Below are 23,605 nucleotides of genomic sequence, written 5' to 3'. Positions count from 1 at the left end.
GCTAGGCGGGTGACGACGGTTTCGTGCGGTGACGCTCGGCGACGGAGTGCAGCAGTGTGGCGACGGCGTCGTGGAACTGCGTCAGGCCCGGCTCTTCGACGGGAAAGTGCCCGCACCCGTCCAGCATCACGAATTCGGTGGGTGCGTTGATGCGGCGGAGGAACTGCAGGCTCAGTTCGGGTGGCGTCCATCGGTCGTCGGCCGGGTGGGTGAGCAGAACGGGCGTCGTCCGAAATGCTTCGGGTGCGGTGTGCTCGAACGAGAAGTAGCTGCTGAGGAATCCGAGTGGCACCCGAACACTGCCACCGCGCGGATCGGTTGCGCACAGCGTTGCGAGCTCCCGATTGCTGCTCAGGTTCGCGACGTCGGCGACCCAACGGATGGGCACGCGGATACGGCCCACCAGTCGTTCGGTGCGCCGCATCAGGGGAGCGCCGTAGACACCCATCGGGCCGAACCGCGCCGCGGCAGCTCTGGCCGATGGATCCGAGGGATCGAGCAGGCAGGTAGCGACGACGGCGTCGGCCAGACCGGTCCGCGCGGCCACCTCGTAGGCCAGCAGACCGCCGATGCTGGCGCCCAACAACACCAGCGGCCGATCGTCGGCCGCCTTCTCGGCCCGGACGAGATCGCAGAGGAGATCGACCCACTGCTCGTACCGGACGCCGGCGGGATCGGCTACGACGGTGTCGCCGTACAGCGGAAGATCAGGGAAGAGGACTTCGGCTCCGAGTTTCACGCCGATCCCGGCGAACGGCCACAACGCGCCCGAGTAGCCGCCGGCGCCGTGGATGCCGAGAACACGAACCGGCGCGTCTGGAACCACTGCCCTTGCGACGTGGACGGTGTTGCCGTTCCACTCCCACCACGTCGGGGTCGGCGCCGGCATGTGGTCGGTGTACCGGTCGGGCATAAACTTCGAGTAATCGGCGCTGGTCACCTACACAATTCTCGGTATCGGCGTCGCGGCTGACAACTCGCATCGGAGGACCGTGTCGACTCGGCGGAAAAGGCCCTCCCAGCAGCGCTCGAGGGCTACCTACGACGCGATCCTGGAGGCAGCTACTCGCGTTTTCGCTTCGGAAGCCATGGCAGCGACCACCAACCGGATCGCTGACGAAGCAGGGGTGTCGGTGGGCTCGCTCTACCAGTATTTCGGCGACAAGTACGAGATCCTCTCGGAGTTGGCGAACCGTCACGTGAGTGCTGCGCGGGAGAGTTTTGCGCTCTGCCTTGCCGACATCGTCGAGCGTGAGCTCTCCCCGGACGAGGCCGTCCGGATGTTGGTGGAGTGCGCGGTCGAAGTGAACAGTAAGCCGCGAGAGTTCTTTCACCTGCTCTACGATCAGGTTCCGCGTACGCGTGAGCTCATCGAGCAGGTCGAAGAAATGAATCGTCAACTGGTACTAGGCTTTTCGGAGTGCCTCCAGAGCCACGGTTTCAGTGCGGAGGATGCGTTGCTGACATCGCGGCTGACCGTGACTGCCGTGGACAGTCAGGTGCATCGGGTTGTGCTGGAATCGGATTCACCCGAAGAACTTCGAGTGCGAACGGAAGCCGTCGTACGGCACGCGAGATCGATGATCGGGTCGCAACCTTGATCCGGTGTCGAGAATGGTGACCGCGGTCCGTTATGGTTCTGACGTCATCATCGAGGTAATGGGAAGTCGGTGCAATTCCGGCGCGGTCCCGCCACTGTGAGGTCGTCCCTGCGTCGACCGTAGCCAGATACCACCCTCGTTGACGTTGTGTCATGCCACGAGGATGGATCGGTCACACCATGAATGCTGTTGGCGGAGCTCTGTCTCCACCTACCCATCTGCTTTCGCCGAAGGCTGGTGCGCCGCGAGGACGGCTCAGTCCGGGTATCGTGCTGCCCGCTCTGCTGGTCGTCGCCGTGCTCTCTGCTGTGTGCGCGTTGGCATTCGGATCCGAGATGCTCCCCGTGTCCACTGTGGTGGACGTGGTGCACTCGCGCTTCGGAGGCCCACCCGTCACGCGTTCCGAACTTGCGATCGTGTGGGGGATCAGAGCACCTCGGGTACTGCTCGGTCTGGCCGTCGGCGCTGGTCTTGCCGTCGCCGGCGCGGTGGTGCAAACCCTCGTCCGTAACGCTCTTGCCGATCCCCACCTGCTGGGAGTGTCGTCCGGCGCGAGTGTCGGTGCCACCGCCGTCATCACCACCGGACTGTTCGCCGGCGCGGGAGTGTGGGCGCTCAGTTTCGGCGCGATGATCGGGGCGTTGGGAGCTGCGATTCTCGTCTTCACCATCGCGACGCTGCAAGGCGGTATCACTCCACTGCGATTGGTTCTGACCGGCACCGTTACCGCATCCGCCCTGTCGGCGATCGCGAGTTTTCTGGTGCTGCGTACCAATGATTCCCAGGCCGCGCAGTCCGTATTGTTCTGGCTCCTGGGAAGTTTGGCCGGGGCATCCTGGGACAAGTTGTGGGCGCCGGTCATCGTTGTGTTCCTGCTGACGGCAGCGGTGTTCGCGCTGCACGGTTGGCTGGACGCGCTGGCGGCCGGACCGGACGTCGCGGCTTCGCTCGGTATTCCCATCCGAACCCTGCGAAACGTGCTGTTCGGCGTGCTGGCAGCGTTGGTCGGCACGATGGTTGCGGTGTCCGGCGCGATTGCCTTCGTAGGCCTGGTCATACCGCACGTCACACGCATGCTTGTCGGAGCCAGACATCGAGTGGTGTTACCGGCGGCAGCACTGATCGGCGCGTCCTTCCTGGTGTGGGTCGACGTCGTGGCGCGGACCTCGTTGCGGCCGACCGAGATCCCGCTGAGCGTGGTGACCGGGGTGATCGGGGCCCCGCTGTTTCTCCTGCTTCTCGGCCGTCGGCGCTACCGATTCGGTGGCAGTTCGTGAGCGCCCGAGCCCTGGCGCTGACCGCGTCCGGAGTAGTTGTCCGCATCGACCGTCGAACCATCGTCAAAGGCGTCGACATCGCGGCCGACGCCGGTGCAGTAGTCGGCGTGGTTGGTCCGAACGGATCGGGCAAGTCGACGTTCTTGCGTGCTCTCGCCGGTCTCGGGCCGATCGCCGGCGGTGACATTCGTGTCGGCGGCGACTCCGTGCACGCGATGCCCGCGCGGTCGCGGGCCAAAGCCATTTCCTTTGTGGCGCAGGAAGAGCAGAGTCCCGCCGATTTGTTGGTTCACGAGTACGTGAGTCTGGGCCGCACACCACATGCAAAGCCCTGGAGCGTCGGTGGAAAGCACGAGAATGCCGTCGTCGATCGTGCTCTGGGCGAGGTCGGAATGATCGAGCACCGGTTCTCTTCGATGGACACGCTTTCCGGCGGTGAGCGTCGGCGGGTGTTTCTCGCCCGAGGTCTCGCGCAGGATGCCGGTGTGCTCATCCTCGACGAGCCGACCAATCATCTCGACATCCGGCATCAACTCGAACTGCTCGATCTGGTCCGGTCGTTGGACCGGACGGTGATCATGGCACTGCACGACCTCGATTTGGCTGCGGCAGTGTGCGATCGGGTGCTCGTGCTCGCGGATGGAGTGGCCAGGGCGTTCGGACATCCATCCGACGTACTCACCACCTCGGTGGTGGCAACTGTCTTCGGCGTCGAGACTTTCGAGCTCGTGAACCCCGCGACAGGCCGTTCACACCTCGTATTCGAATCACGAAATTCTCAACTACAACAATCATTTTCGGAGAGTGCACTTTGATACATGTCAAGACCCGCGCGTCGTTCGGTGCGGTTGTAGCCGCGACAGCGTTGTTGACAGTTGCCGGCTGCTCGGCAACTGCACCGGTGGACGAAGCTGCAGACAAGACTTCGGTGACATTGGAGAACTGCGGGACCGAAAGCACTTTCCAGCTTCCGATCGAGAACGTCGTTGCGACAAGCAATGCGGCCAATATCGGCACCATTCTCCGAGTCGGCGGTTTGGATCGTCTCGCGGCAGTCGTGTTGAACACGAACAACGACGCGGTCATGGAGTCGATGTTCGGCCCTGGAATTGCGGATGTCCCACACCTGGACGGAACGATCACGATGGAGACGATTCTGGGTAAGCAGGCGGACCTGGTGGTCGGCTCCTACAGTGGCTTGTTCAAGGGAGCCTCCGGTGTGACGCCGGAATCGCTGCAGAGCAACAACATCGATGCATATGTGATCTCCGATAGTTGTCGGCAGAGTGCCGCAGCGGATTCCGCGCTCGGCACGATGGGTCCGTGGGATGCCCTTCGTGCGGACGTGACCAATTACGGAAAGCTGTTCGGAACCGAGGACACCGCCGCCGAGGCATTGACCGAATTGGATTCACGTTTGGCACGTCTGGAGTCCGCGCCAGATGCCGCCGACAAGCCGAAGGTGCTGATCTACGACAGCGGTGAAGAAGATCTGTACACCAGCGGAGGCAACGGAGCCCCCAACGGAATCATCGACGTCGCCGGGGGAACCAATGTGTTCGCCGACGTCGACAACACCTGGTTCAAAGCGAGCTGGGAGACCGTCGCGAAGTCAGAACCCGACATCATCGTGATCATGGACTACAAGAAGAGTGCCGACGAAGTACAGGGCAAGATCGACGCGATCAAGAGCCGAGAAGGCCTGCGTGACCTCGACGCAGTCAAGCAGAACCGTTTCGTCGTACTCCCGCTCGCCATGTTCACCAGTGGATTCCCCAATATCTACGGCGCGGAAGAGTTGCGCGCGAAGATCGAAGAGTTCGGACTCGCTCCGTCGAGCGGGATCGACTGGACAACCGCGCCGTCGGCATGAGCAACAACCGGTGCTCGCGTCGGGTGATTGTCGTACTGCGGCCGACCGTCAGCGGCCTCGACGAGTCGGCCGCGCGACGGATGTTCGACGCTGTTCAGGCGGGCACCGACGCCGACGTTCGCGTTGCGTACCTCGATGTCGCTTCGCCGAGCCTTCACGAGGAACTCGATCGAGCCCATGTCGATGACGTCGACAAGGTCGTGTTGATTCCAGTTGCGGTGCCGAGGGATCGGTACCTGCTCACGTGGACAAGCAAGGCGGTTGCGAACTGGCGCGAAACCCGAATCGACGCCGAACTGGAAGTGACGCTCCATGAAACGGAAACGCTCGAAGGTGCGGTGGCCGGGCAGGTGATCGACGAACTCGACTCGGCGGGAAAGCAGATCACCGCGAGTCCGGCGTCGTATCGCAGTCCGGCGTGGTCCGTGATCGAGCAGCACGATAGGCATCTGTTGGTGTGCAAGGGCCCTCGTTGTATGGCGTACGGAGCAGGACCGTTGCACCGGGCGATGAGCGCGGCGGCCAAAGGTACCTCGTCGAAGGTGACCGGAACCGGTTGTCTGAGCCCGTGCAACCTGGGGCCGTTGGTGATCGCGAACCCCGGCGGTACCTGGTTCGGGCACGTGGACGCCGGTGATGCCGAGGCCTTGGTGTCCGGTCACGAGGATCGATTGGTGGATCACGTTCTGGACCGGTAGATACCGGGTCGGTGAAAGCAAAGAACCCGCTGGGCGCGAAGTGCGCTCAGCGGGTTCTGTTGTCCTGTCTCAGGAACCGAAGGGAAGGGTTCCCGGCGGGATCTGGTATCCACTGCTGCCGACGGAGGCGCTGCCCCAGAGTGCGAGGAAAGCGTTGATGGCGTTGGTGAGCATATGAATGTCCTTTGTGAGATGACTGATTCGTTTTCGACGGTACCGGGTGGATCTGTGGATTCGCTGGGAGTTGGCACCCATTTCATGGGGCTGGCACCCGTTCCGGCAGGTCGGAACGGGTGCCAACTGTCAGCAAAGGGTGCCAACTCCCGGGTGGGTCAGCCCACGTAGCCGGGCGGCATGAGTACGGACTTGGTCTCGCAGAAGGCTTCGAGGCCCTCAGGTCCGTTCTCGCGCCCGATACCGGAGTTCTTGTAACCACCGAACGGCGATCCGGGATCGAAGGCGTACCAGTTGATCGCGTAGGTACCCGTGCGGATCTGCGCGGCAACTTCGAGTCCGTGATCGATGTCGGTGGTCCACACCGATCCGGCGAGGCCGTAATCCGAATCGTTGGCGATCTTGATGGCCTCGTCCTCGGAGTCGTACGGAATCACCGAGAGAACGGGTCCGAAGATCTCCTCGCGTGCGATGGTCATCGAGTTGTCCACGTCGGCGAAGATGGTCGGCTCGACGTACCAGCCCTTGTCCAGGCCGGCGGGGCGTCCACCACCGAGTACGACGCGCGCGCCTTCTTCCTTACCCTTGGCGATGTAACCCTCGACGCGCTCGCGCTGCTTCTCGGAGATCAGCGGGCCGAGTTGTGCTGCGGGATCGGACGGATCGCCGACGGTCATGAAGCCTGCGGCGGTCTTCATTCCCTCGATGACCTCGTCGTAACGCGAACGGGGAGCGAGGATTCGGGTCTGAGCGACACAGGCCTGACCGGTGTTCATCAGGCCGGACATGACGAGCATCGGCATTCCGGCGGCGATGTCGGCGTCCTCGAGGATGATCGCGGCGGACTTGCCACCCAGTTCGAGGGAGCAGCGCTTGAGGTTCTGTGCGGCGATGGCACCGATCTTGCGGCCGACGGCACTGGATCCGGTGAACGTGATCTTGTCGATGCCCGCATGAGAGACCAGATATTCGCCGGTCTCGGCTCCGCCGGGGAGCACGGAGATGACGCCTTCGGGAACACCTGCCTCGGTGAAGATCTCGGCGATCACGTGGACGGAGAGAGGGGATTCGGGTGCGGGCTTGAGCAGTACGGTGCAGCCGGCGAGCAGTGCGGGGGCCAGCTTGTTGATCGCCAGGAACAGCGGGACGTTCCAGGCCAGCACGGCGGCGACGACGCCGACGGGCTCACGGGTCACCTTGGTCTGCCCGAATGCGCCGGTGCGCTTCTCTTCCCACGCGAACTTGTCGGCCAGCTCGGCGTAGTAGCCCAGCGTCGCCATCGACGGGGTCTGCTGCATCATGCCGACCATGGCGGGCGGCTGGCCCATCTCGTTGGAGATGAGCTGGTTGATCTCCGCGCTGCGCTCTTCGATCAGCTTGGCGGCCTTGGCGAGGATCGCGCCGCGCTCGGCGGGGGTGGTGCGTGACCACGGTCCCTCGAACGCCGCGCGGGCTGCGGACACGGCCGCGTCGATGTCTGCCGGTGCTGCGATGGGACAGCTGCCGACGCGCTCCTCCGTTGCGGGAGAGAACACTTCGAGTACCTGGTCGGTGGCCGGGGCCACCCATGCTCCACCGATGTAGAGCTTGTCGTAGTCAGTCATCAATTCATTCCTCGGTGTTGTCGGTCGCCGCGAGGGCATACGCGTCGTCTGCCTGTGCGGTGTCGGTGAAACTGGTGAATCCGTATTTCTCGTGCGGTCCGATGGCGGCTACCTCGAAAAGACCGGTGCCGGTGTTGGTGTTCGTGCCTTCGGTGAGCGTGAAGGACGCGAGGTTGTCGACGGGGGAGAACATGCGTTGGAACGGTTCGATCTCGTGGACCTTGTGGCGGAGCCCTTGTACGACGAGTTCGCCCTGCCACATTCCGTGACGCCAGTCCTGTTCGAGCCCGTAGCCGGTGCCGATTCCGATGTAGTTGGCCAGCAACAGTTCGCAGGTGACGGTCAGGACTTCACCGCCTGGCCGGTGGAAGGTGATGGTTGCTCCGGTGACGTCGCGGGTGTCGGGGCAGAACGTCAGTTCGTGTTCGGGCCGGCCGAGCCATTCGTTGTCCCTGATTTCGTCCGGCCACACTCGCATGGCCTCTTCGACTATGCGCCTGCCTTGCTCGTCTTCCTGCATGATCACCGAGATCGTGAACTCGTCGAACTGCATGACCGCGTAGATCCAGAAGAAGTTCTGGATTCCGTCGACGGCGCGTCTGCCTTGCGGTTCGGCTTCACCGACCGGACGCACACCCCACGAGCGGTCGCGGTTACCTCGCCACGTCTTCGGGTCGATCGCGAAGTCCTCCCCGTCGACGGTGAGCGATCCGGTCCACGTGCCGGTCTGCAGGAAGCGTGAGGTGTCGAACGTGACTCGTTCGAGTTGACGGCGAAAGTGCTTGGGCTCGAGCGCCGCGGGGATGGTGGCATCGAAGGTGATGTCGAAGGAGAGATCGTATTCGCTGCCCGGTTCGAGGACGACGCGGAGCTTCTCCAGCCCTTCGAGCACTTCGATGCGCAAAGGCCCGACGGTGGTGTCGGTGCGGTCGGCGCCCAGAGCCTTCGACATACGAGCAACGATGTGGTCGTCACCGCGGCGCAGTACCGCGAAGGCGTCCATGACGCCGAGGTTGGGGTACTGGCCGAGTCCGACGATGAGGAACACGTCGGGGGATTCGGTGGGGTAGCAGTTGAAGTAGTAGCGGTCGTAGAAGTTTCGATCCGAGGTGGCTACGTGACGGATCGGTTCGGCGATCTGGTGAACGGGATAGTCGTCCATCGGTGAGAGCATGTCAGGTCAACCTCTCCCAGTAGGTACCGTCGAGCATCGCGGCGAGCGAAGCGCGGTGCATGATCATGTCGTCGGGGTCTTCGGGTCGCTGTGACTGGCCGAAAGCTATGGCGCGAGCCTGGATTCGCCACATGATGACCGCCTGACGCAGTGCGGCATAGGTAACGTAGAACTCCAGATCGTGTGGGGTGTGGCCGGTGATCTCGGCGTAGGTCTGCGCGAGATCCGGCAGTCGAAGGAAGTCGGGAAGACCGGGTAGGTTCGCCAGTCCGGCGATGTCCTCGAAGAACCTGTGCAGGAATGCCATCCAGCCCAGATCCATCTCCCGCGGGCCGAGAGTTGCCATTTCCCAGTCCAGTACGGCTACCGGCGCGAAGTCCTGGTACATGACGTTGCCGATGCGCGAGTCGCCCCAACAGAGCACTGCCGGCGAATCGTCCGCGGGATTGTTCTCCTCGATCCAGTCGAGGGCACGTTCGATGAGCGGTGATCTGATCCCGTCGGAGACCACCCACTCGTAGTACGCGCGCTGCTCGGCGATGTGCGCCGTGAATGCTTCTCGTGCAGTCGTTCCCGAATTCGGGAGTCGGAGGAAGTCGAAACGCTCACCAGGTTTGTCGATGGCATGCAACTGAGCCAGGACGTCGACCGAGCTGCGCTGCAGGGTCTTTCGCTGCTCGGGTGACGCTTCGGTGACCCACGATCCGAAGTTGTACGGCATGACGTCCGGTGGCACGTCGCCGGAGATGCGTTCCATCACGAAGAACGGCGCACCCAACGCGTCCGGGTCGGATTCTGACCAGTACACCGCGGGTACGGGCACTGCCGAGTGCTCGCGCACCTGAGCCATGGTGCGGAACTGGGATTCGAGGTCGTAGGCAGGAAAGACCGGCATGGTCGATTCCGTCGGCGCCACCCGAGCGACCAAGGGATGATGTTCGCCGTCCCAGGTGGCGTCGAAGAGGATGGTTTCGCTGGACATGCCGTTGGCTGCGGGCAAGGTGACGTCGGCGACGGTCACAGTGGATCCGCTCGGCACCTTGCCGGCCATCCACCGTTCCAGGCGCTCACGGAGGTCTTCGGTGTCGCGGAGGGAATCGCTTGGTCGGGCGACCTGGGCGTGATGCTCGGTTTCATCGGTCGAAGAAGCAGTCGAGGCAACGTCAGATGAGGAAGCGTCTGGGCTCACGGTCACCTCCTTCCCGTAGGCGTCACGTGCAATGCCCGTAACGGTGTGAGTCAGAACACTAAAACACGTTACAGAAATTGGGAACAGGTGGCACCCGTTTAGTGGGACTCCCTGCGGATTTATCGGGGAAGAACGCGTGTCAGATAACGGCGGTGAGCGCGAGCAAGCCCGCACCGGTCAGAGTTCCGGCGCCACCCAGCTCGGCGGGAACGATCCGGAGCCCGGCGACGAACGACAAACGGGCATGTCGGGCAGCCGCGTCGAGCATCGGTTCCCACAGCGGTGTACCCGACTGGGCGAAACCGCCGCCGATCACCGCGAGGTCCACGTCCAGGAGGGCAGCCGCCGAGGCGATGGCACCACCGAGCGCCGTGCCTGCACGGTGAAGCGCGTCCACGGCGATCGCGTCGCCGCTGCGTGCACCCTCGGCTAGTTCACGGCCGGTGTTCCCCGACCAGCCCTGGCTCCGAGCCCATCGCACCGCGGACGGTCCACTTGCCACCGTCTCGAGGCAGCCGACGCCCCCGCAGCTGCACGGTTCGGCAGATCCTGGAACGACGATGTGGCCGATGTGACCGGCGTTCCCCGTGCGACCCCGAGCAATCTCACCGCCGAGAACGATTCCTCCGCCGATTCCCGTCGAGACGACCAGGCTCAGGAGGTTCGGGGTTCCGCGTCCGGCGCCGTGGTGGAACTCCGCCAATGCCGCTGCGGCTCCGTCCATTGCGAGGGCGGTTCCGGCATCGGGAAAGACGCTGCGGACGCCCGCTACGAGCTCGAATCCCTGTGCCCACTCGGTGATGTTGATGGGAGCGACGACGCCGGCGACGGTGTCCACCGGCCCGGCGCACGCGATGCCGACACCGTCGACCTCTCGGCCGTCTGCGACTCGTTCGAGCAGCGCCGCACAGGATCCCCACGGGTCGGTCTGCGGCGTCGGAACGCTGTCGAACACGGGAACGCGGCCGTCCTCGGACACGACCCCGGCAGCCATCTTGGTACCACCGATGTCGACTGCGAGGCGCATGTCGCTATCGCTTTTCGAGAACCACGACGAGGTTGCTCACCAGGAACTCCCGCAGACCGGGGACTCGGACCATCCACCACGCCCACGACGGGTGGTAGCGCGGGATCGCGGCGAGCAATGTGCCCTGGCTGGTTCCACGGGCCCAGCGCAAGCCGTCCGTGGCGCCGACTTTGAACAACGAGACCCCGAATCTGTTCTTCGGTTCGCGTCCGGTCTTGCGTAGGTACCGCTTGGCTGCGTACTCGCCCCCCAGCGCGTGCCACGGTCCGGTTTCGTGGCCGCCGAACGGACCCCACCACAGGGTGTACGAGAGAACCATCAAGCCGCCGGGCTTGGTCACGCGCAGCATTTCCTCGGCCATCAGCCAGGGCTCGCTGACGTGTTCGGCCACGTTGGAGGAGAAGCAGATGTCCACGGACGAGTCCAGGAACGGCAGTGCCAAACCGGATCCACGCACCGCGCCGCCCACGGTCAGACCCGCAGCATGCATCTCCGACGGATCGGGTTCGACGGGAATGTAGCGGGCACCTGCGGCCTGGAAGACCTCCGCGAAATAGCCCGGACCGCCGCCGACGTCGAGGACGGTGAGACCGTCGAGGGATCGTCCGGTGTGACCTTCGTGCAGGTCCGAGATCAATTCGACGGAGTCGCGCGCAAGCGCGCCGTAGAAGATGTCGGGCGCGGACTGCTCGTGGCGGAAGTCGCTGAGCAGGCCGAACGAGCGTTTCAGGGTTGCCCGTCGGCCGAAAATGCGGGTCACTGCGGGCTTGGTCACGGGTAGCAACTTTAGCCACTGGGTCGCCCGGTCCACGAACACCGTCAGGAGCGCGGCAATACGGACGCTCGAACAGTTAGGGTGTTCGGCAGGGTTACCGGCCGGTCAGGCGGGGCATCCCGCAGGATCGCCCGAACCGGGGTGGCCACCGACCAACTCAGGGAGTAACGCACGTGCGCGAGGTTCTGTTGCTCTGCTGGCGCGATACCGGGCATCCCCAGGGCGGTGGAAGCGAGCGTTACCTCGAGCAGGTCGGATCCCAGTTGGCCGAGCGCGGTATCAAGGTGACGCTGCGGACGGCGTCGTATCCCGGGGCGCCCGCGTCGGAGGTTCGAGACGGCATCACGATCAGCCGGGCCGGTGGACGTTTCAGCGTGTACCCCCGCGCTCTGGCCGCCATTGCCGCCGGACGTCTGGGTTTCGGATCGCTCAAGGGCATCCGCCCCGACGCGGTGATCGACACCCAGAACGGCATCCCCTTCTTCTCGAAGGCCGTGGCGGGTGCACCGGTCACGCTTCTGGTCCATCACGGCCATCGCGAACAGTGGCCGGTGGCAGGCAAGCTCGTCGGCCGGATCGGCTGGTGGGTCGAATCGCGATTGTCACCGCGCACCCATCGACGTAGTCAGTATCTGACGGTGTCGCTTCCCTCAGCGGAAGAATTGGTGGACCTCGGTGTCGAGCGCGAACGAATTGCCGTGGTGCGTAACGGTGCCGATCGGCTCCCCGTCGGCGTCGACGCGGGTGGATCGATCACCAGGGCCGAGCGTCCCACCATCTCGGTTCTCTCACGACTGGTGCCGCACAAGCAGATCGAGGACGCACTCGAGGCCGTCGCAGCCCTGCGTCCGACGCTTCCGGACATCCATCTCGACGTCATCGGTGGTGGTTGGTGGGAGCAGAACCTGCGAGATCGCGCCGCCGAGTTGGGAATCGGTGACGCCGTCTCGTTCTACGGTCACGTCGACGAGGCTCGTAAACATGAACTCCTTGCGCAGTCGTGGATTCACCTCATGCCTTCGCGGAAGGAAGGGTGGGGCCTGGCGGTCATCGAGGCTGCGCAGCACGGTGTTCCGACGATCGGTTACCGCAGTTCCAAGGGCTTGACCGATTCGATCGTCGACGGAGTGACCGGGCTGTTGGTCGGCGGTGAGCACGCCGGCGACGGCGACATCGCTGATCTGACGCAGGCGGCAGGCACCCTGCTCCGCGACCACGAACTCCGCACGGTGCTCGGTGAGAAAGCTCGGGTGTGGTCGGGCGAGTTCTCCTGGGAGCAGACCGGCACCGGAGTGCTCGAGGTGCTGACCGCGCACAAGGACGGTCGGTGGGTCTCAGGACTGGCCGCGCCTCGCGAGTCGAATTCGGTTCTGGTTCAGTCCGACTGAGATCAGCGCGATCACGCCCATCAGTATCCAGGCGAGATGCGCAACTATGACGGCCGTTCGGGCGCGGGTCGAGGCTTCGTGCGCGGCAACATCTCCCGGTACCCGGTAGAGCTCGAGATCGTTGTCGGCAAAGACCTGTTCCAAGCCGTCGAGCGTGGTTGCCGAGTTGCCGAGTTGACCTGGTGTCCCGCGCTCGATCAGTACCCATCCGACTCCGAGATCGGCCAACTGCGTAGGACTTCCGCCGGCCAGCAGTAGGTCTTCGACCCGAGTTGCCCGAGTCCCCTCGCCGCCGACAGCACCACCGGCAACCACCAGTTGGCCGGTCTGCAGCACGTCGAGGGGTAGGAAGCGTGGTGCGGGGTCGAGTACCGGCGCATCACCGCTGTAGGGGAACGCGCGGAACATTCCGGCGGGAAGCACTGCAACGTCACCGGTTTCGTCTCGCAGTTGCTCGGTCACCACGGTCCAGGAACCGGGGTAGTGCACGGGCTTCAACGCGCCGCCGACACCCCACACCAGATCCGGCAGTGCCACGATCGTCACCACGACGGCGGCAACCGAGAATGCCGGGCGGGGGAGGGAGAACCGATTGCCTGCCCACATCACCGCGGCGGCCGCAGCAAGTGCGTAGAACGGGACGGCCAGCGCGACCCACTTCTGCGCGTCACGCAGTAGACCGGCGCCGGTGAACACCTCGACCGACCATCGGCCGGCGTCGAGACCCCACGGGGTAGCGCCCATGGTCGGAGCCAGCACCGCGAACAGGGCCAGTAGTCCGAGTCCACCGACAACAGGATTCCGGCGTCGGCGCCACAGAGCGGGCATACCGGCGAACACGACGACGAGCAGAAGAACCGTTCCCACCAATGCGAAGAGTGTTGTGCGCGTGGACGGTACCGCTGCCGAGTTCCAGATACCGCCGAGACCGGCGAGGCTGCCCAGCGTCGCGAGTCCCGGTTCTGCTCGGGCGGCAAAGGCGGCGACTCCCGCCGGATCGGAACCGTCGCCTGCTGCGCCGGATACGAAGGTGGCTACCAACCACGGCGAGGCGGCGACGAGGAACAGTCCGATCGTGCCGCAGACACGCCGCATGGCCGAGGTTCGGCCTCCTGGGGTGGCTACCACCACCAGCGCGGCCGTCAGAGCGAGCAGAGCGCCGGTAGGTGTCAGGCCCGCGAATGCCAGTGACGCGGCCAACGCCCACCAGGACCCGGGCGTGGCTCGGCGAACTCCGATTCCGGCACACACGATCCACGGCAGTGCGGCATATCCGGTCAGCAGGCTCCAATGTCCTTGCAACAGGCGCTCGGCCACGTAGGGGTTCCAGAGCATCACCGTCGACGCGACCAGTTGTGGACCGACACCGGCCGTCGGCAGCAGGACGGCGACCATGCGCGCCGCACCCCAACCGGCGAGCCAGAGCGCCACGAGCAGGATGAACTTGACCACCAGTCCGCCGTCGATCACGGTGCTCAACGCTGCGATCAGTGCGTCCTGGGGAACGGCGCGGGCCGCGGCGTCGGTGAGTCCGAGGGCGGAGTCGGTCAGGTACGAGCGCGGCGTGCTGACGGCGTCGCGCAGCAGGAGGTAGCCGGGGCCGAGCAGCGGTCGGAGGATCAACAGTGCCAGCGCCAGGCTGTACGCCGCAGGCAGGTAACGGCGGTATCCGGCTTGCACTGTCATGACGCGCACGATACGTGGTGCATCATTACTGCCATGCCTCGCCAACCACTCGATCGCGCCGCCGCGGCCGGGGTCGGCATGGTTTTGGTGGGATCGATGACGGCCAATGTCGCGTCGTACCTGTTGGCATGGTTGGCCAGCCGATGGTTGGGTCCGGTCGGCTACGGCGAGTTCGCGAGTCTGCTTGCCGCCCAGTTGGTACTTGCGGTTCCGGCTTTGGCGTTGCAGACGGTGGTCGCCCGCGAGGCGGTGCGTGGCAAGAGCACAGATGCGTTGCGGTCGTTGGGGTATCGATGCACCGCGATCGTCGCCGTCCTCGCGGTGGCGCTCACTCCGGCGATGGCGTGGCTGCTCGACACCGGAATCGTGGCGTCGTTCTCGGCATTGGTGACTGCGCCCATGTTGGTTCTGCTGGCCACGGAGCAGGGGTTGTTGCAAGGACACGGTCGATTCGGCACTCTCAGCGCCGTACTGGCCGGGGCCGGGGTGATGAAAGTCCTTCCGGCAGTGATCGTTCTGGCTTTCGGCGGCGGAGCAGGCGCGGCATTGGTCGCGGGCGCGGCCGGAACTGCGTTCCTGGTGGCGATAGTTCGAGTGGTCGATCGAACCGTCTCGGTGAGCGAGGACCGTCCGGTGCGTATCGGCGTCGTCTCCGTGCTCGCGGCGTCTCAGGTTCAGCTCGCGCTGATCGCGTTGTCTTCGCTGGACCTGCTGATCGTCCGTGTCGTTCTCAGCGAATACGACGCCGGTGTCTACGCACTCGGCGCCGTCGCGACGAAGGTGGCGTTCTGGCTGCCACAGGCAGTGGGCGTCGTGCTGTACCCGAAGATGGCGAACCCGGCGCACTCGGCGCAGGCGGTTCGCTCGGCGTTGGCGGTGCTCGTCGGTATCGGCGCCGTCCTGGTTCTGGGGGCCGCGGTTGCCGGCCCGCTGGTGCCGATGCTCGTGGGCGACGCGTACGCCGCCGTGGCTCCGATGCTGTGGGCCTTCGCTCTGCACGGTGCAGCGTTGGCGGTACTCCAGGGTGCTTTGCTGTCCGCAATCGCGTCAGAACGCACGCGAGTGGCCCTTCTGGCGTGGGCAGGACTGGCCGTGGAGGCGACGGTCATGCTGGTGTGGGCGAAGACGCCGGGAGAGTTGATCGGCGTCGCCGTGGTGGCTGCGTCGACGACGGCGTTGGCGGTGTCCGTCGCCGCAGTGCGAAGTGCCGACCGCGCCGGGCCGGCACCTCGCGGCTCTGTCAGTTCTCCAGACGCGTGAACAAATCGTCGAAGTAGTCGAGCGTACGCATCGCGGTGTAGACGGATCCGTAGTTGATGTTCCCACCCGTGTAGACGACGTTGTCGCCTTGTACTGCGCGGATACGGTTCCACATCGCGCGGTCGTCGCTGACGGGATCCACGCCGGGCGCGGTGGTGACGATCATTCCGTCGGCCGAGTCGAGGGCAGTCACGAGGTTTTCGGTAGAGATCTCCTTCTGTCCCTCGACCGGCCACTGGAGCTGGACGCCGAGGTCTTCGGCCACCTGCGTGGAGATGCCCTTGCGGTTGACGCCGTTGACCTTCTGATTCACGTAATTCAGCAGCACGATCTGCTTGCTCGCCAAGCTCGGGGCGTGACGTTCCTTCAATCCGGCTGCCTTGTCCTCGTACGCTCCGATGACCTGACGGACGTCGGGGTTCTCGGTGCGATTCAGCCAACTCGCCAGCTGATCGATGTTCTCGCGCCACGGACGCGTGAAGTCCATCGGAAGCACAGGCGCTGTCTGGCTCAACTGCTGTAGCGGCCACATGTCGGAGGCCTCACCGATGTCGGTGCAGATGATCAGGTTCGGTTCCAGCGCGAGAATTGCCTCGACGTTGACCGGTGCCTCGAACACCTGTGCCGTGGGATCGGCCGGAACCCACGGCTCGGCGGCGTCGAAGCTGTACGCGATGACCGGCAGGCCCATCGCAACGGCTGGTTCGAGGTCGAGTCTGGAGTCGATGGCGACGACGCGTTTCGGTGTCACCGGAATGTCGTAGGTTCCGAGCGAGGTCGTGACCGTGCGCATCCCGGCCGAATCGCCCTCGGTACCGGCGGACCTCGCGCAACCGGCGGCGAACAGCCCGGAGAATGCAGCCGTGCCGACAACAAATCTCCGTCGCGTCAGATCGCTGACACAGATGTGCGAACCCAGAACTGTTGATGCGGGCATGTGGCTCCTCGTGTTCGGGGTGGTCTGGACTTCCAGAAAACGCTAAGCCCGCAACCACGCGGAGGGAACGACCCGTTGCGCCAATCCGTACGCCGATCCGGCAACAAAGCCCCGAAACGCAGCAGAGCGCCCCTTCCGTGTGGAAGGGGCGCTCTGCTTACTGTCTGAATCAGTCCTTGCGCAGATCCGGACGCGGAATCACCTGAGTGTCGTCCGAGGTCCAGTCGTGCTCACCCGGAGCCGGCTCGGGCGAGCCCTGGCCGCTGGGATTCTGGTTCGTTCCGCCGTGTGCAGCGCGGGCCGGAGTTCCGCCCTTGCCGCCGCGAATGCCGAGGAAGATACCGGCGATCAGCGCGATGACGCCGAGCACACCTGCCACGATCGGGACTGTGCGGCCGAACAGCGAGAGCTTGTCCATGCCGTCACGTGCCTGCTGGACCTGGTACTCGATGGTTGCTTCGTCGAAGGGCAGCGTGACCTTGAGAACCTCGACGTCGACCGAGTCCTTGTTGCGTCCGTAGTACTGGTGCAACTGCTCCTGGCCCTTGACGACGACGCCGGTCTTGGGCTCGACCCACAGGTCACGGACGTTGGTGTACCAACGCGTCATCGTGATCGGAGTAGCGCCACCGGGAACGCCCCAGGTGTCGGCGGGCAGGCTCAGCTTGTTGGTGGGGGAGTTGACGACCTTCGACAGGTCGACGGGATCGATCGTCTGCTGGAAGTGGTACACCTTCAGACCGTTGATCTCGGTCTCTTCGACGAAGTCGATGTCCTTCGTGGCGCGAGCGTTCAGGTCGAAGTAGGGGTAGCTCTTCTGTTCCGTGTTGAACGGGAACTTGTACTGCAGACCGTCGCGGGAAACTTCTTCGGCGGGCTGGTCGCTGGACGTCTGGACGGTTCCGACCGGATCGTTGGTCGGCATCGAGCTGACGCGATCGAGCGTGACGCGGTCCAGGGTTGCGGTCAGCAGTCCGGTGTCACCCTGCTTGTCGGTACGACGGACGGTCTGGCCGGCTTCGACGGTGATGATGTCGGCGTCGGACGGGTCCTGCGTGGTGACGTAGCGCTGAGCGACGATCGGCACGTTGGTGTCGACCTGTGCCTTTCCGCCGAGGAGGGCCGCCGAGTTGAGGACGCTACCGGTGCCTGTGGCGACAGTGGTCACCTCGAGGTCGAGTGGCGTCTTCTCCAGCTTGCCTACCGTGTAGGTAGGAATGAGGATGGCGATGGCCAAAAGGAAGGCACCGAGGCCCACCAGAATGCAAGGAAGTATCCGGCTCGGCCCTGAGCGTTCCGCCATGCTGTGACTCCTAACCCGTTAAGTCTTTCGAGGTTCCCCAACCGGCACAATATGAGCTGCGCAGATCGCATGGGGCCCCCGATGGACACCATGTGTGGCAGAACACTAACAGTCCACCGGCCCGGTTTGTCGCATGAGGGCATGAATTGGCCAGGCATTTTGTTGTGAGTCCCTGGTGGTTTCCCTCAATCGGCCTGGGGTGCACACTTATCCGTGATGATCAGTTCCACGAATTCCCCTCAGACGGTCCCGCCACAGGCTCGGGGCTTCGTTCCGGCTTTGGACGGTATGCGTGGATTGGCGGCGCTCGGTGTCCTCGTCACCCATGTCGCGTTCCAAACCGGTGAAGCGCAGTCCGGCGCGATCGGGCGCGCGTTCGGTCGACTCGATCTCGCCGTAGCGGTGTTCTTTGCCTTGTCCGGATTTCTCCTGTGGCGCCCCCACGCGGCAAAGGCCCGCGGAATCGGGCAGCCGCAGTCGACCGTCCGGTACTGGATCTCCCGCGCGACGCGCATTCTGCCGGCGTACTGGGTGGCAGTGGTCCTGATCCTGCTGTTCCTGCCCGGTGCCGGCGGGGGCTACCAAGTGTGGTTGGCGAATCTCGGGTTGGCGCAGGTCTTCGTGCCGTTGACACTCACCGAGGGCCTCACGCAGATGTGGAGCCTGTCGGTCGAGGTGGCGTTCTATGTTCTGCTGCCGCTGTTCGCGTATCTGATGGTGCGACTACGCGGAAACTCGGCCCGGTTCGGGCTACCGCTTCTGCTCGGGGTGTCGGTGTTGGCGCTGACGTGGGCTTTCATTCCGATCCCGACTCCGGACGCCATTCACCACGACAACTGGCTGCCGGGCTACCTGCCGTGGTTCGGCGCAGGCATGGTGCTGGCCGAGTTGGCCGTGGGCCCGTCGACGTGGATGCATCGCCTCGCGCACCGGCGGGTGCTCCTGACTTTTGTTGCGTTTGTGGCCTTCGTTCTCTCGTGCACCGATCTGGCCGGGCCCGAAGGTCTGGTGCGGCCTGAGCCGTGGCAGTACGCGATCAAGATTGCACTCGGTGCGATCATCAGCTTCTCGTTGATCGCTCCACTGGTTCTGCGCGATCAATCGCAGCATCGATTCCTGGCGAGCCCGCTGGCGCTGGCAATCGGACGCTGGTCCTACGGCCTGTTCATCTGGCACCTGGCCGTACTGAACGCTGTGTTCCCCGTGTTCGGCATAGTTCCGTTCTCGGGCAGCTTCTTCTACGTCCTGGCGCTGACGGTCGTCCTGAGCGTCGCTGTGGCCTCGGCCAGTTACGCCTTGGTGGAGGAACCGGCGCGCGTCGCGGTGACGCGCTGGGAGAAGCGCCGCCATATCGGTGAACCGGCAAAGGGCAACGCGGCCAACCCGGTCACGACCAAGGCCACCAACATCGAGAACTGAATCGCGAACGAGTCGCCCACATAGCCGCCCGGTGCTCGCCACGGTCCGGTCGAGAGCAGCGTGATGCCGATCATCGCGGCCACGCCGGCGGTGCCGACGAGAATGCGTGCGGTCCGAGCCGGGCCGAAGATTCGCAGCGCGGCAAGTCCGAGGATCGAGCACACAACTGCGATCGCCGCTCCCACTCCGCCGCCGATGACGGTGGCCGCCGCGAGCACGCCCACCCATCCGGCCGCGACGCTGCGCCACGGACGGGGTGGTGTGAGGGACTTGGGCTCTCGGCGCGTAGGGACAAGTGCCGCGAACAGCAGCGGGATCAGCAACACGAGCCCGCCGAATATGCCGAGGCGGTACCAACGGTCGCTGGGGAAGTCGATGGTGACGGTTCCCGCGGTGCCTGCCGGCACGATCCAGCCCTGCTGCCAACCGTTCACGACCACCGGCGTCAGCTCGGAACCGTCCGGCGCGGTGGCGATCCAACCGATGCTGGTGCTCTCGGGATTGACGATCAGCTGATCGATGGACGAGTTCGTGACGGTGAGTTCGCGGTGATTCGCCGTCCACGCGGTCGATTCGAGCGGTGTATTCCGCTGCGCGGCTGAAGGACCGACCGCCGTCAGGTCGAGATTGTCGACCGAGAATGCGGGGCCTGGTTCGACGACCACTTCAGGCTGTCCCGCCGGCAAAGTCGCCGAAGCGTCCAGACCGCACACACGTGCCTCGACGGGTGCGCCGGTCCGAAGTTGCGTCGCCGTCGCCGTGATCGAGGTGGGGAATTGCTGTCCGGCAACCGAAATGGTCGGGCCATCGCCACAGGTGACGGTGACGGTGCGGTTGTCGAATGAGTCCGAGCCCTGCACTCCCGAACCGGCGATCGGGGTTCCGTCGGCACCGATGACGCCGACCTCGGCGAGGCCGGTGGGCTGCGCCTGGGCGAAGCCGAGCGCCGTCTGATCGAGGACCGGTTCCCAATCGGTGATGCTCAGGACGATCTTGTCGGTGACGAAGGGGGAGAGGGTAATTCGAATGGTTCGAGGCGTATCGTCCGAGGGTTCGGGCAGCTCTCGCACCTGCGGCCCGTTGCCGAGATTCACCGCGACGCTGGTCGGCAGCGACGGCAGGGTGCCGAGTCCCCGCGTGATGTCCAGGCCGGTGACCAGGGTCGGCTCGGGAAGATTGAGAGTCAGCGTCGGTTTCGGGCCGCCCGGTTCGGTGGTGCTCTGCGGCGCCGACCACGTGGTGCGTGCGTCGCCGTCGGTGGCAGCGAAGGCAGATCCGCGTGTGTCGCCGATGTCGCTCGAACCCGAAGCCGTGATTCGGCCGGGGACGGAAAGCAGATCTTCGAGGGCGTTGCCCTGACGCGCCCGGACGGTCAGTGTCGGTGCAACGACTGTATTTTCGGGCACCGTGAGTGTGCGTTGGAAACGGCTCGGCTCTTCGGGTATCGCCATGAATGCATTGCTGCACCGCACGCGGTCGGTCGAGTCCGCGCACGCGTTGCGACCGGGGAACTCCTGGCTCAGATTCCAGGCGTTCACGGATGCGCCCGTCGGCGTATTCGGCAGGACCGTGTCGAAACGGATCGGTACGGTCTTCGGTGCGCTGCGATCGGAGAAGTCTTCGACGGAGAGTTCGCTGATGCCGAACTGTGTTCCAGGCGATCCGTTTTCGGTGTGAGTCGCTGTGATGCGTACCCACGGAGTTGTGCCGCCCGGGATCGAGACGGTGATGGGCTCACCGGGACGCTCCACCTTCACCGCTGTGCTGCCGTTCGGTGTCGAGACCTCGAGCCATTTGACGGGAGCACCGATTGCCGCGGCACTGGTGGTCAGATGAAGCAACCCGCTGGAAATCGGTGTGTCGAAGTCGATCTGCAACCACTGGCCCAGGGCTCGCTCGATGCCGTTGCTGAACCAGCCGGTGGCGGGATCGCCGTCGACCGTCGACGCGGGACTGCTCGACGGTGAAGTGCCGCCCAGCTGGGTGGCATCCGAGGCGGCGCTGGAGACGGTGATCGAAGCTCCGCTCCAACGGCCTTCCACGAGAGGCGTGTTCGCAACCGGGTAGTCGGGCACCAGATTGTAGGTACGACGAGCGTCGTCGGGGGTGCGCAGGGCGGAACTGTGGTTGTCGACCTGACCGAAATCGGTTTCCCGATCGCGCGGTGTGTCGGTGACGGTGACAGAATCGACGGGCAGTCCCGCAGCTTCGGCGTCGGCGGCAAGAATCATCGGCCCGGTCCCCGGAACCAGCCCGCTTTCGTGAAGTCGCACAGACGATTCCGGCCCACCTTGTACACGCGGAACCTGGTTCAGGTCGACGGAGTACGGGCCGCTGACCGCCGGGGTGCCGTCGGGCGGGGTGACCTCGAAGATCTCGATGGCTGGGTAACCGGGCCGCAGATCGCTGTCCGCGACCAGCCCTTCGATCGGTTCGGGGCTGTCGTCTTCACCGAAGTGGGCGACTCGCTTGATCCCCGGCGAGCCTTCGACCGCCTGGTGCACGAGTATCGGTCTGGCCGAGCGCGACGTTTCGCCGTCGAGGTCGTTGCGCATCACCAGGTAGTGGATGCCCTGCCCCAGCAAGGTCTGTGCGAGGCCGTCCGACGGACGTCCGTCGGCGATGAGACGTTGCACCGAATCGAGCGCTCGGATGGCGCCGGGAGGGGTCAGCGGGACCGAGTCACGTACTGCCCACGGCGTACTCGCCAACGCCTGAAGCGGTTCGTCACGCGTCAGACCCCACACCTGGCTGCCGAAGGGCGCTCCCGGGACGACCAGGGCACGTTCGGCTTCCGATCCGGGGGAGGTGTTGTCCTCGAGCCACTGCGCCGCCTCGTTCCAGTACGAGGGGACGTCCGGATACGCACCGCGGGGAGCGAGCTTTCCCGTCCAGGCCAAGGCGGTCGAGAGGGTGAGGGCAACGAGGATCAGGCTGGTCAGTGCGACCATCGGTTCGCGCTCGGGATGGGCGAACGCGCGGCGCCATCGGGCGAGTGGAACCGATCCCGGCAGTGGCACTTTGGCCAGCAGGTGTGCGAGTCCGAGCACCAGCGGCAGACGGACCAACGGCTCGAGCTTGTGGACGTTGCGCAGCGGCGCGCCTGCCGAGTCGAGGAACAGGCGCACCGACTCCGACACCGGCGAGCTGAGTTCACCCAAGTAACCCGCGGCCAGGCCGGTGATACCGACGAACAGGATGAGCGTCAGCCGGCCGCGAGCAGGCATGGACCGCATGCAGAGCCCGGCGAGGCCGGCGGCGGCAACCAGGCCGGTGGCGACGACTGCTGCGGGTTGGGTGACCAGGACGGCGCCGGCAATGCGTTCGGGGGAGACGAACGGGGTCCAACTGTCCGTGCCGCGAAGTATCTCGGCGAGCGATGCCCACTGAGTGGTGACACCGGCGGACTCGATGTAGTCGAGAAACGGTGGGCTGATCTTGCCGAGCAGAAGTAGCGGCACGATCCACCAGAGGGTGCCGAGAGCGACGAACAGCGCCCACCACGCGGTGAACGTCAGCCATGTTCGGTTGGGTTTGTGCGAGAGCCACCAGATGATCGCGACCAGGCAGGCCGCGGCGGTGGCGACGGCGTTGATCGAACCCATGAGTGCGACGGCAAGTGCGGATTGTGCGGCCAACCGCCTCAACCCCCGTGAGTGGTCAGGGAGTCCAGGGACTCCTTTTCCACGCACAGGGCCGAAGGCCAAAACCACCGGCAACAACACCCACGGCGCCAACATCATCGGAAGGGTTTCCGAGGAAATCGAACCGAGCGTGGTCAGCACGCGGGGAGAAAGAACAAAGGCAACCGCTGCGATCACGCGCGAACTACGGCTGCCGATGCCGAGAGCCTCGGCAACTCGGATGATGCCCCAGAAACCTGCGATCAGAAGCAGCGCCCACCAGATGCGCTGGGTGACCCACGGCGGAACGTTCGCCAACTCGCCGAGCGCGAAGAACGGCCCGTGCGGAAAGAAATATCCGTAGGCCTGGTTTTGAACCTGGCCGAGCGGGGCCTGACTACTCCACTGATGCGAGGCGCGTTCGAGAAAACCGAACGGATTCTGCGTCAGGTCGTACTTGGTGTCAGCGGTGATCAGACCCGGCGATTGCAGAAAAGTGAGAAGAAACGCTACGACGGAGGCGCCGAACAGCCACCGCTTCGACAGGGGCTCTGCCGACGGGGCGGTGTCTACCGAAGACACCGCTGCGTCGGCGGA

17 protein-coding genes, 1 pseudogene and 1 riboswitch are annotated in these 23,605 nt (G+C 64.8%); of the genes and pseudogenes, 8 read left to right on the top strand and 10 right to left on the bottom strand.

What is annotated here, in order from left to right; all coding sequences use genetic code 11:
* Position 1: 1 nt before the first annotated feature.
* A complete protein-coding gene (locus ATN37_RS03970; protein ID WP_218694800.1) occupies positions 2 to 940 on the bottom strand; it encodes an alpha/beta hydrolase in 939 nt (312 codons plus the stop codon).
* Between the two features lie 52 nt (positions 941 to 992).
* On the opposite strand from ATN37_RS03970, the gene ATN37_RS03965 reads away from it, so the two are divergent.
* The 5 genes from ATN37_RS03965 (at position 993) to ATN37_RS03945 (ending at position 5,449) form a co-directional block, all read left to right on the top strand.
* Positions 993 to 1,601, top strand: coding sequence for a TetR/AcrR family transcriptional regulator (locus ATN37_RS03965; RefSeq protein ID WP_081557423.1), 609 nt, complete (start codon positions 993 to 995; stop codon positions 1,599 to 1,601).
* A 6-nt stretch (positions 1,602 to 1,607) separates the two neighbouring features.
* A riboswitch (cobalamin riboswitch) is annotated at positions 1,608 to 1,755 on the top strand.
* Positions 1,756 to 1,870: 115 nt separating this feature from the next.
* On the top strand, positions 1,871 to 2,878 hold the full coding sequence (locus tag ATN37_RS03960) for an iron ABC transporter permease (protein ID WP_007734507.1): 1,008 nt from the start codon (positions 1,871 to 1,873) through the stop codon (positions 2,876 to 2,878).
* Complete coding sequence (locus ATN37_RS03955; RefSeq protein ID WP_081557424.1) at positions 2,875 to 3,693, top strand: ABC transporter ATP-binding protein; 819 nt, start codon at positions 2,875 to 2,877, stop codon at positions 3,691 to 3,693. Before ATN37_RS03960 ends, ATN37_RS03955 begins: the two co-directional genes overlap by 4 nt.
* Complete coding sequence (locus tag ATN37_RS03950) at positions 3,690 to 4,751, top strand: ABC transporter substrate-binding protein (protein WP_165638641.1); 1,062 nt, start codon at positions 3,690 to 3,692, stop codon at positions 4,749 to 4,751. The genes ATN37_RS03955 and ATN37_RS03950 overlap by 4 nt, the downstream gene beginning before the upstream one ends.
* Positions 4,748 to 5,449 carry a (2Fe-2S) ferredoxin domain-containing protein gene (locus ATN37_RS03945; protein ID WP_064443176.1) on the top strand — a complete coding sequence of 234 codons (702 nt, stop codon included), beginning with the start codon at positions 4,748 to 4,750 and terminating at the stop codon, positions 5,447 to 5,449. Before ATN37_RS03950 ends, ATN37_RS03945 begins: the two co-directional genes overlap by 4 nt.
* Before the next feature lie 332 nt (positions 5,450 to 5,781).
* Here the strand turns inward: ATN37_RS03945 and ATN37_RS03940 are convergent, their stop codons facing one another.
* The 5 genes from ATN37_RS03940 to ATN37_RS03920 form a co-directional block, all read right to left on the bottom strand.
* Entirely contained in the window at positions 5,782 to 7,227 is a 1,446-nt protein-coding gene (locus ATN37_RS03940) for an aldehyde dehydrogenase (RefSeq protein ID WP_003945530.1), read from the bottom strand.
* 4 nt (positions 7,228 to 7,231) lie between these two features.
* Positions 7,232 to 8,401, bottom strand: coding sequence for a hypothetical protein (locus ATN37_RS03935; RefSeq protein ID WP_165638642.1), 1,170 nt, complete (start codon positions 8,399 to 8,401; stop codon positions 7,232 to 7,234).
* A gap of 1 nt (position 8,402) precedes the next feature.
* Positions 8,403 to 9,590, bottom strand: a complete 1,188-nt coding sequence (locus ATN37_RS03930; RefSeq protein WP_165638643.1) for a phosphotransferase family protein — start codon at positions 9,588 to 9,590, stop codon at positions 8,403 to 8,405.
* 139 nt (positions 9,591 to 9,729) lie between these two features.
* Positions 9,730 to 10,617: an ROK family protein gene (locus ATN37_RS03925; RefSeq protein WP_007734524.1), complete on the bottom strand. Its 888-nt coding sequence runs from the start codon at positions 10,615 to 10,617 to the stop codon at positions 9,730 to 9,732.
* A gap of 4 nt (positions 10,618 to 10,621) precedes the next feature.
* Positions 10,622 to 11,392: a bifunctional 2-polyprenyl-6-hydroxyphenol methylase/3-demethylubiquinol 3-O-methyltransferase UbiG gene (locus ATN37_RS03920; protein WP_003945692.1), complete on the bottom strand. Its 771-nt coding sequence runs from the start codon at positions 11,390 to 11,392 to the stop codon at positions 10,622 to 10,624.
* A gap of 173 nt (positions 11,393 to 11,565) precedes the next feature.
* Between ATN37_RS03920 and ATN37_RS03915 the strand changes: the two genes are divergently transcribed.
* On the top strand, positions 11,566 to 12,780 hold the full coding sequence (locus tag ATN37_RS03915) for a glycosyltransferase family 4 protein (RefSeq protein WP_165638644.1): 1,215 nt from the start codon (positions 11,566 to 11,568) through the stop codon (positions 12,778 to 12,780).
* Here the strand turns inward: ATN37_RS03915 and ATN37_RS03910 are convergent.
* The gene (locus ATN37_RS03910) at positions 12,727 to 14,466 is read right to left on the bottom strand and encodes a hypothetical protein (RefSeq protein ID WP_218694796.1); all 1,740 of its coding nucleotides are present in this window, start codon (positions 14,464 to 14,466) and stop codon (positions 12,727 to 12,729) included. The two genes, ATN37_RS03915 and ATN37_RS03910, sit on opposite strands and share 54 nt — an antisense overlap.
* Positions 14,467 to 14,499: 33 nt before the next feature.
* Here ATN37_RS03910 and ATN37_RS03905 point away from each other — a divergent pair, with 33 nt between their 5' ends.
* Complete coding sequence (locus tag ATN37_RS03905) at positions 14,500 to 15,726, top strand: lipopolysaccharide biosynthesis protein (protein ID WP_218694794.1); 1,227 nt, start codon at positions 14,500 to 14,502, stop codon at positions 15,724 to 15,726.
* On the opposite strand, the gene ATN37_RS03900 is transcribed toward ATN37_RS03905, so the two are convergent.
* The gene (locus ATN37_RS03900; RefSeq protein WP_218694793.1) at positions 15,707 to 16,663 is read right to left on the bottom strand and encodes an ABC transporter substrate-binding protein; all 957 of its coding nucleotides are present in this window, start codon (positions 16,661 to 16,663) and stop codon (positions 15,707 to 15,709) included. The genes ATN37_RS03905 and ATN37_RS03900 overlap by 20 nt on opposite strands.
* Positions 16,664 to 16,832: 169 nt before the next feature.
* Positions 16,833 to 17,966: a DUF3068 domain-containing protein gene (locus ATN37_RS03895; protein WP_007734539.1), complete on the bottom strand. Its 1,134-nt coding sequence runs from the start codon at positions 17,964 to 17,966 to the stop codon at positions 16,833 to 16,835.
* 216 nt (positions 17,967 to 18,182) lie between these two features.
* On the opposite strand from ATN37_RS03895, the pseudogene ATN37_RS03890 reads away from it, so the two are divergent.
* Positions 18,183 to 19,232 (top strand): annotated as a pseudogene (locus ATN37_RS03890) (acyltransferase family protein); the annotation flags it as partial.
* 23 nt (positions 19,233 to 19,255) lie between these two features.
* Here the strand turns inward: ATN37_RS03890 and ATN37_RS32900 are convergent.
* On the bottom strand, positions 19,256 to 23,590 hold the full coding sequence (locus ATN37_RS32900) for an alpha-(1->3)-arabinofuranosyltransferase (protein ID WP_218694791.1): 4,335 nt from the start codon (positions 23,588 to 23,590) through the stop codon (positions 19,256 to 19,258).
* Between the last annotated feature and the right edge of the window lie 15 nt (positions 23,591 to 23,605).

Origin of the sequence: Rhodococcus sp. MH15 (genome assembly GCF_019266045.1) — a bacterium.
Taxonomy (GTDB): Bacteria; Actinomycetota; Actinomycetes; order Mycobacteriales; family Mycobacteriaceae; genus Rhodococcus_F; species Rhodococcus_F qingshengii.
Note: the sequence above shows the minus strand (reverse complement) of the source record. Positions and strands in the feature narration are given on the sequence as shown.

Bases quoted from the DNA above. Each gene is read 5' to 3' on its own strand.
- ATN37_RS03945 (WP_064443176.1), top strand. From the start codon at position 4,748: ATGAGCAACAACCGGTGCTCGCGTCGGGTGATTGTCGTACTGCGGCCG.
- ATN37_RS03940 (WP_003945530.1), bottom strand. From the start codon at position 7,227: ATGACTGACTACGACAAGCTCTACATCGGTGGAGCATGGGTGGCCCCG.
- ATN37_RS03935 (WP_165638642.1), bottom strand. From the start codon at position 8,401: ATGCTCTCACCGATGGACGACTATCCCGTTCACCAGATCGCCGAACCG.
- ATN37_RS03925 (WP_007734524.1), bottom strand. From the start codon at position 10,617: ATGCGCCTCGCAGTCGACATCGGTGGTACCAAGATGGCTGCCGGGGTC.
- ATN37_RS03910 (WP_218694796.1), bottom strand. From the start codon at position 14,466: ATGACAGTGCAAGCCGGATACCGCCGTTACCTGCCTGCGGCGTACAGC.
- ATN37_RS03905 (WP_218694794.1), top strand. From the start codon at position 14,500: ATGCCTCGCCAACCACTCGATCGCGCCGCCGCGGCCGGGGTCGGCATG.
- ATN37_RS03900 (WP_218694793.1), bottom strand. From the start codon at position 16,663: ATGCCCGCATCAACAGTTCTGGGTTCGCACATCTGTGTCAGCGATCTG.
- ATN37_RS03895 (WP_007734539.1), bottom strand. From the start codon at position 17,966: ATGGCGGAACGCTCAGGGCCGAGCCGGATACTTCCTTGCATTCTGGTG.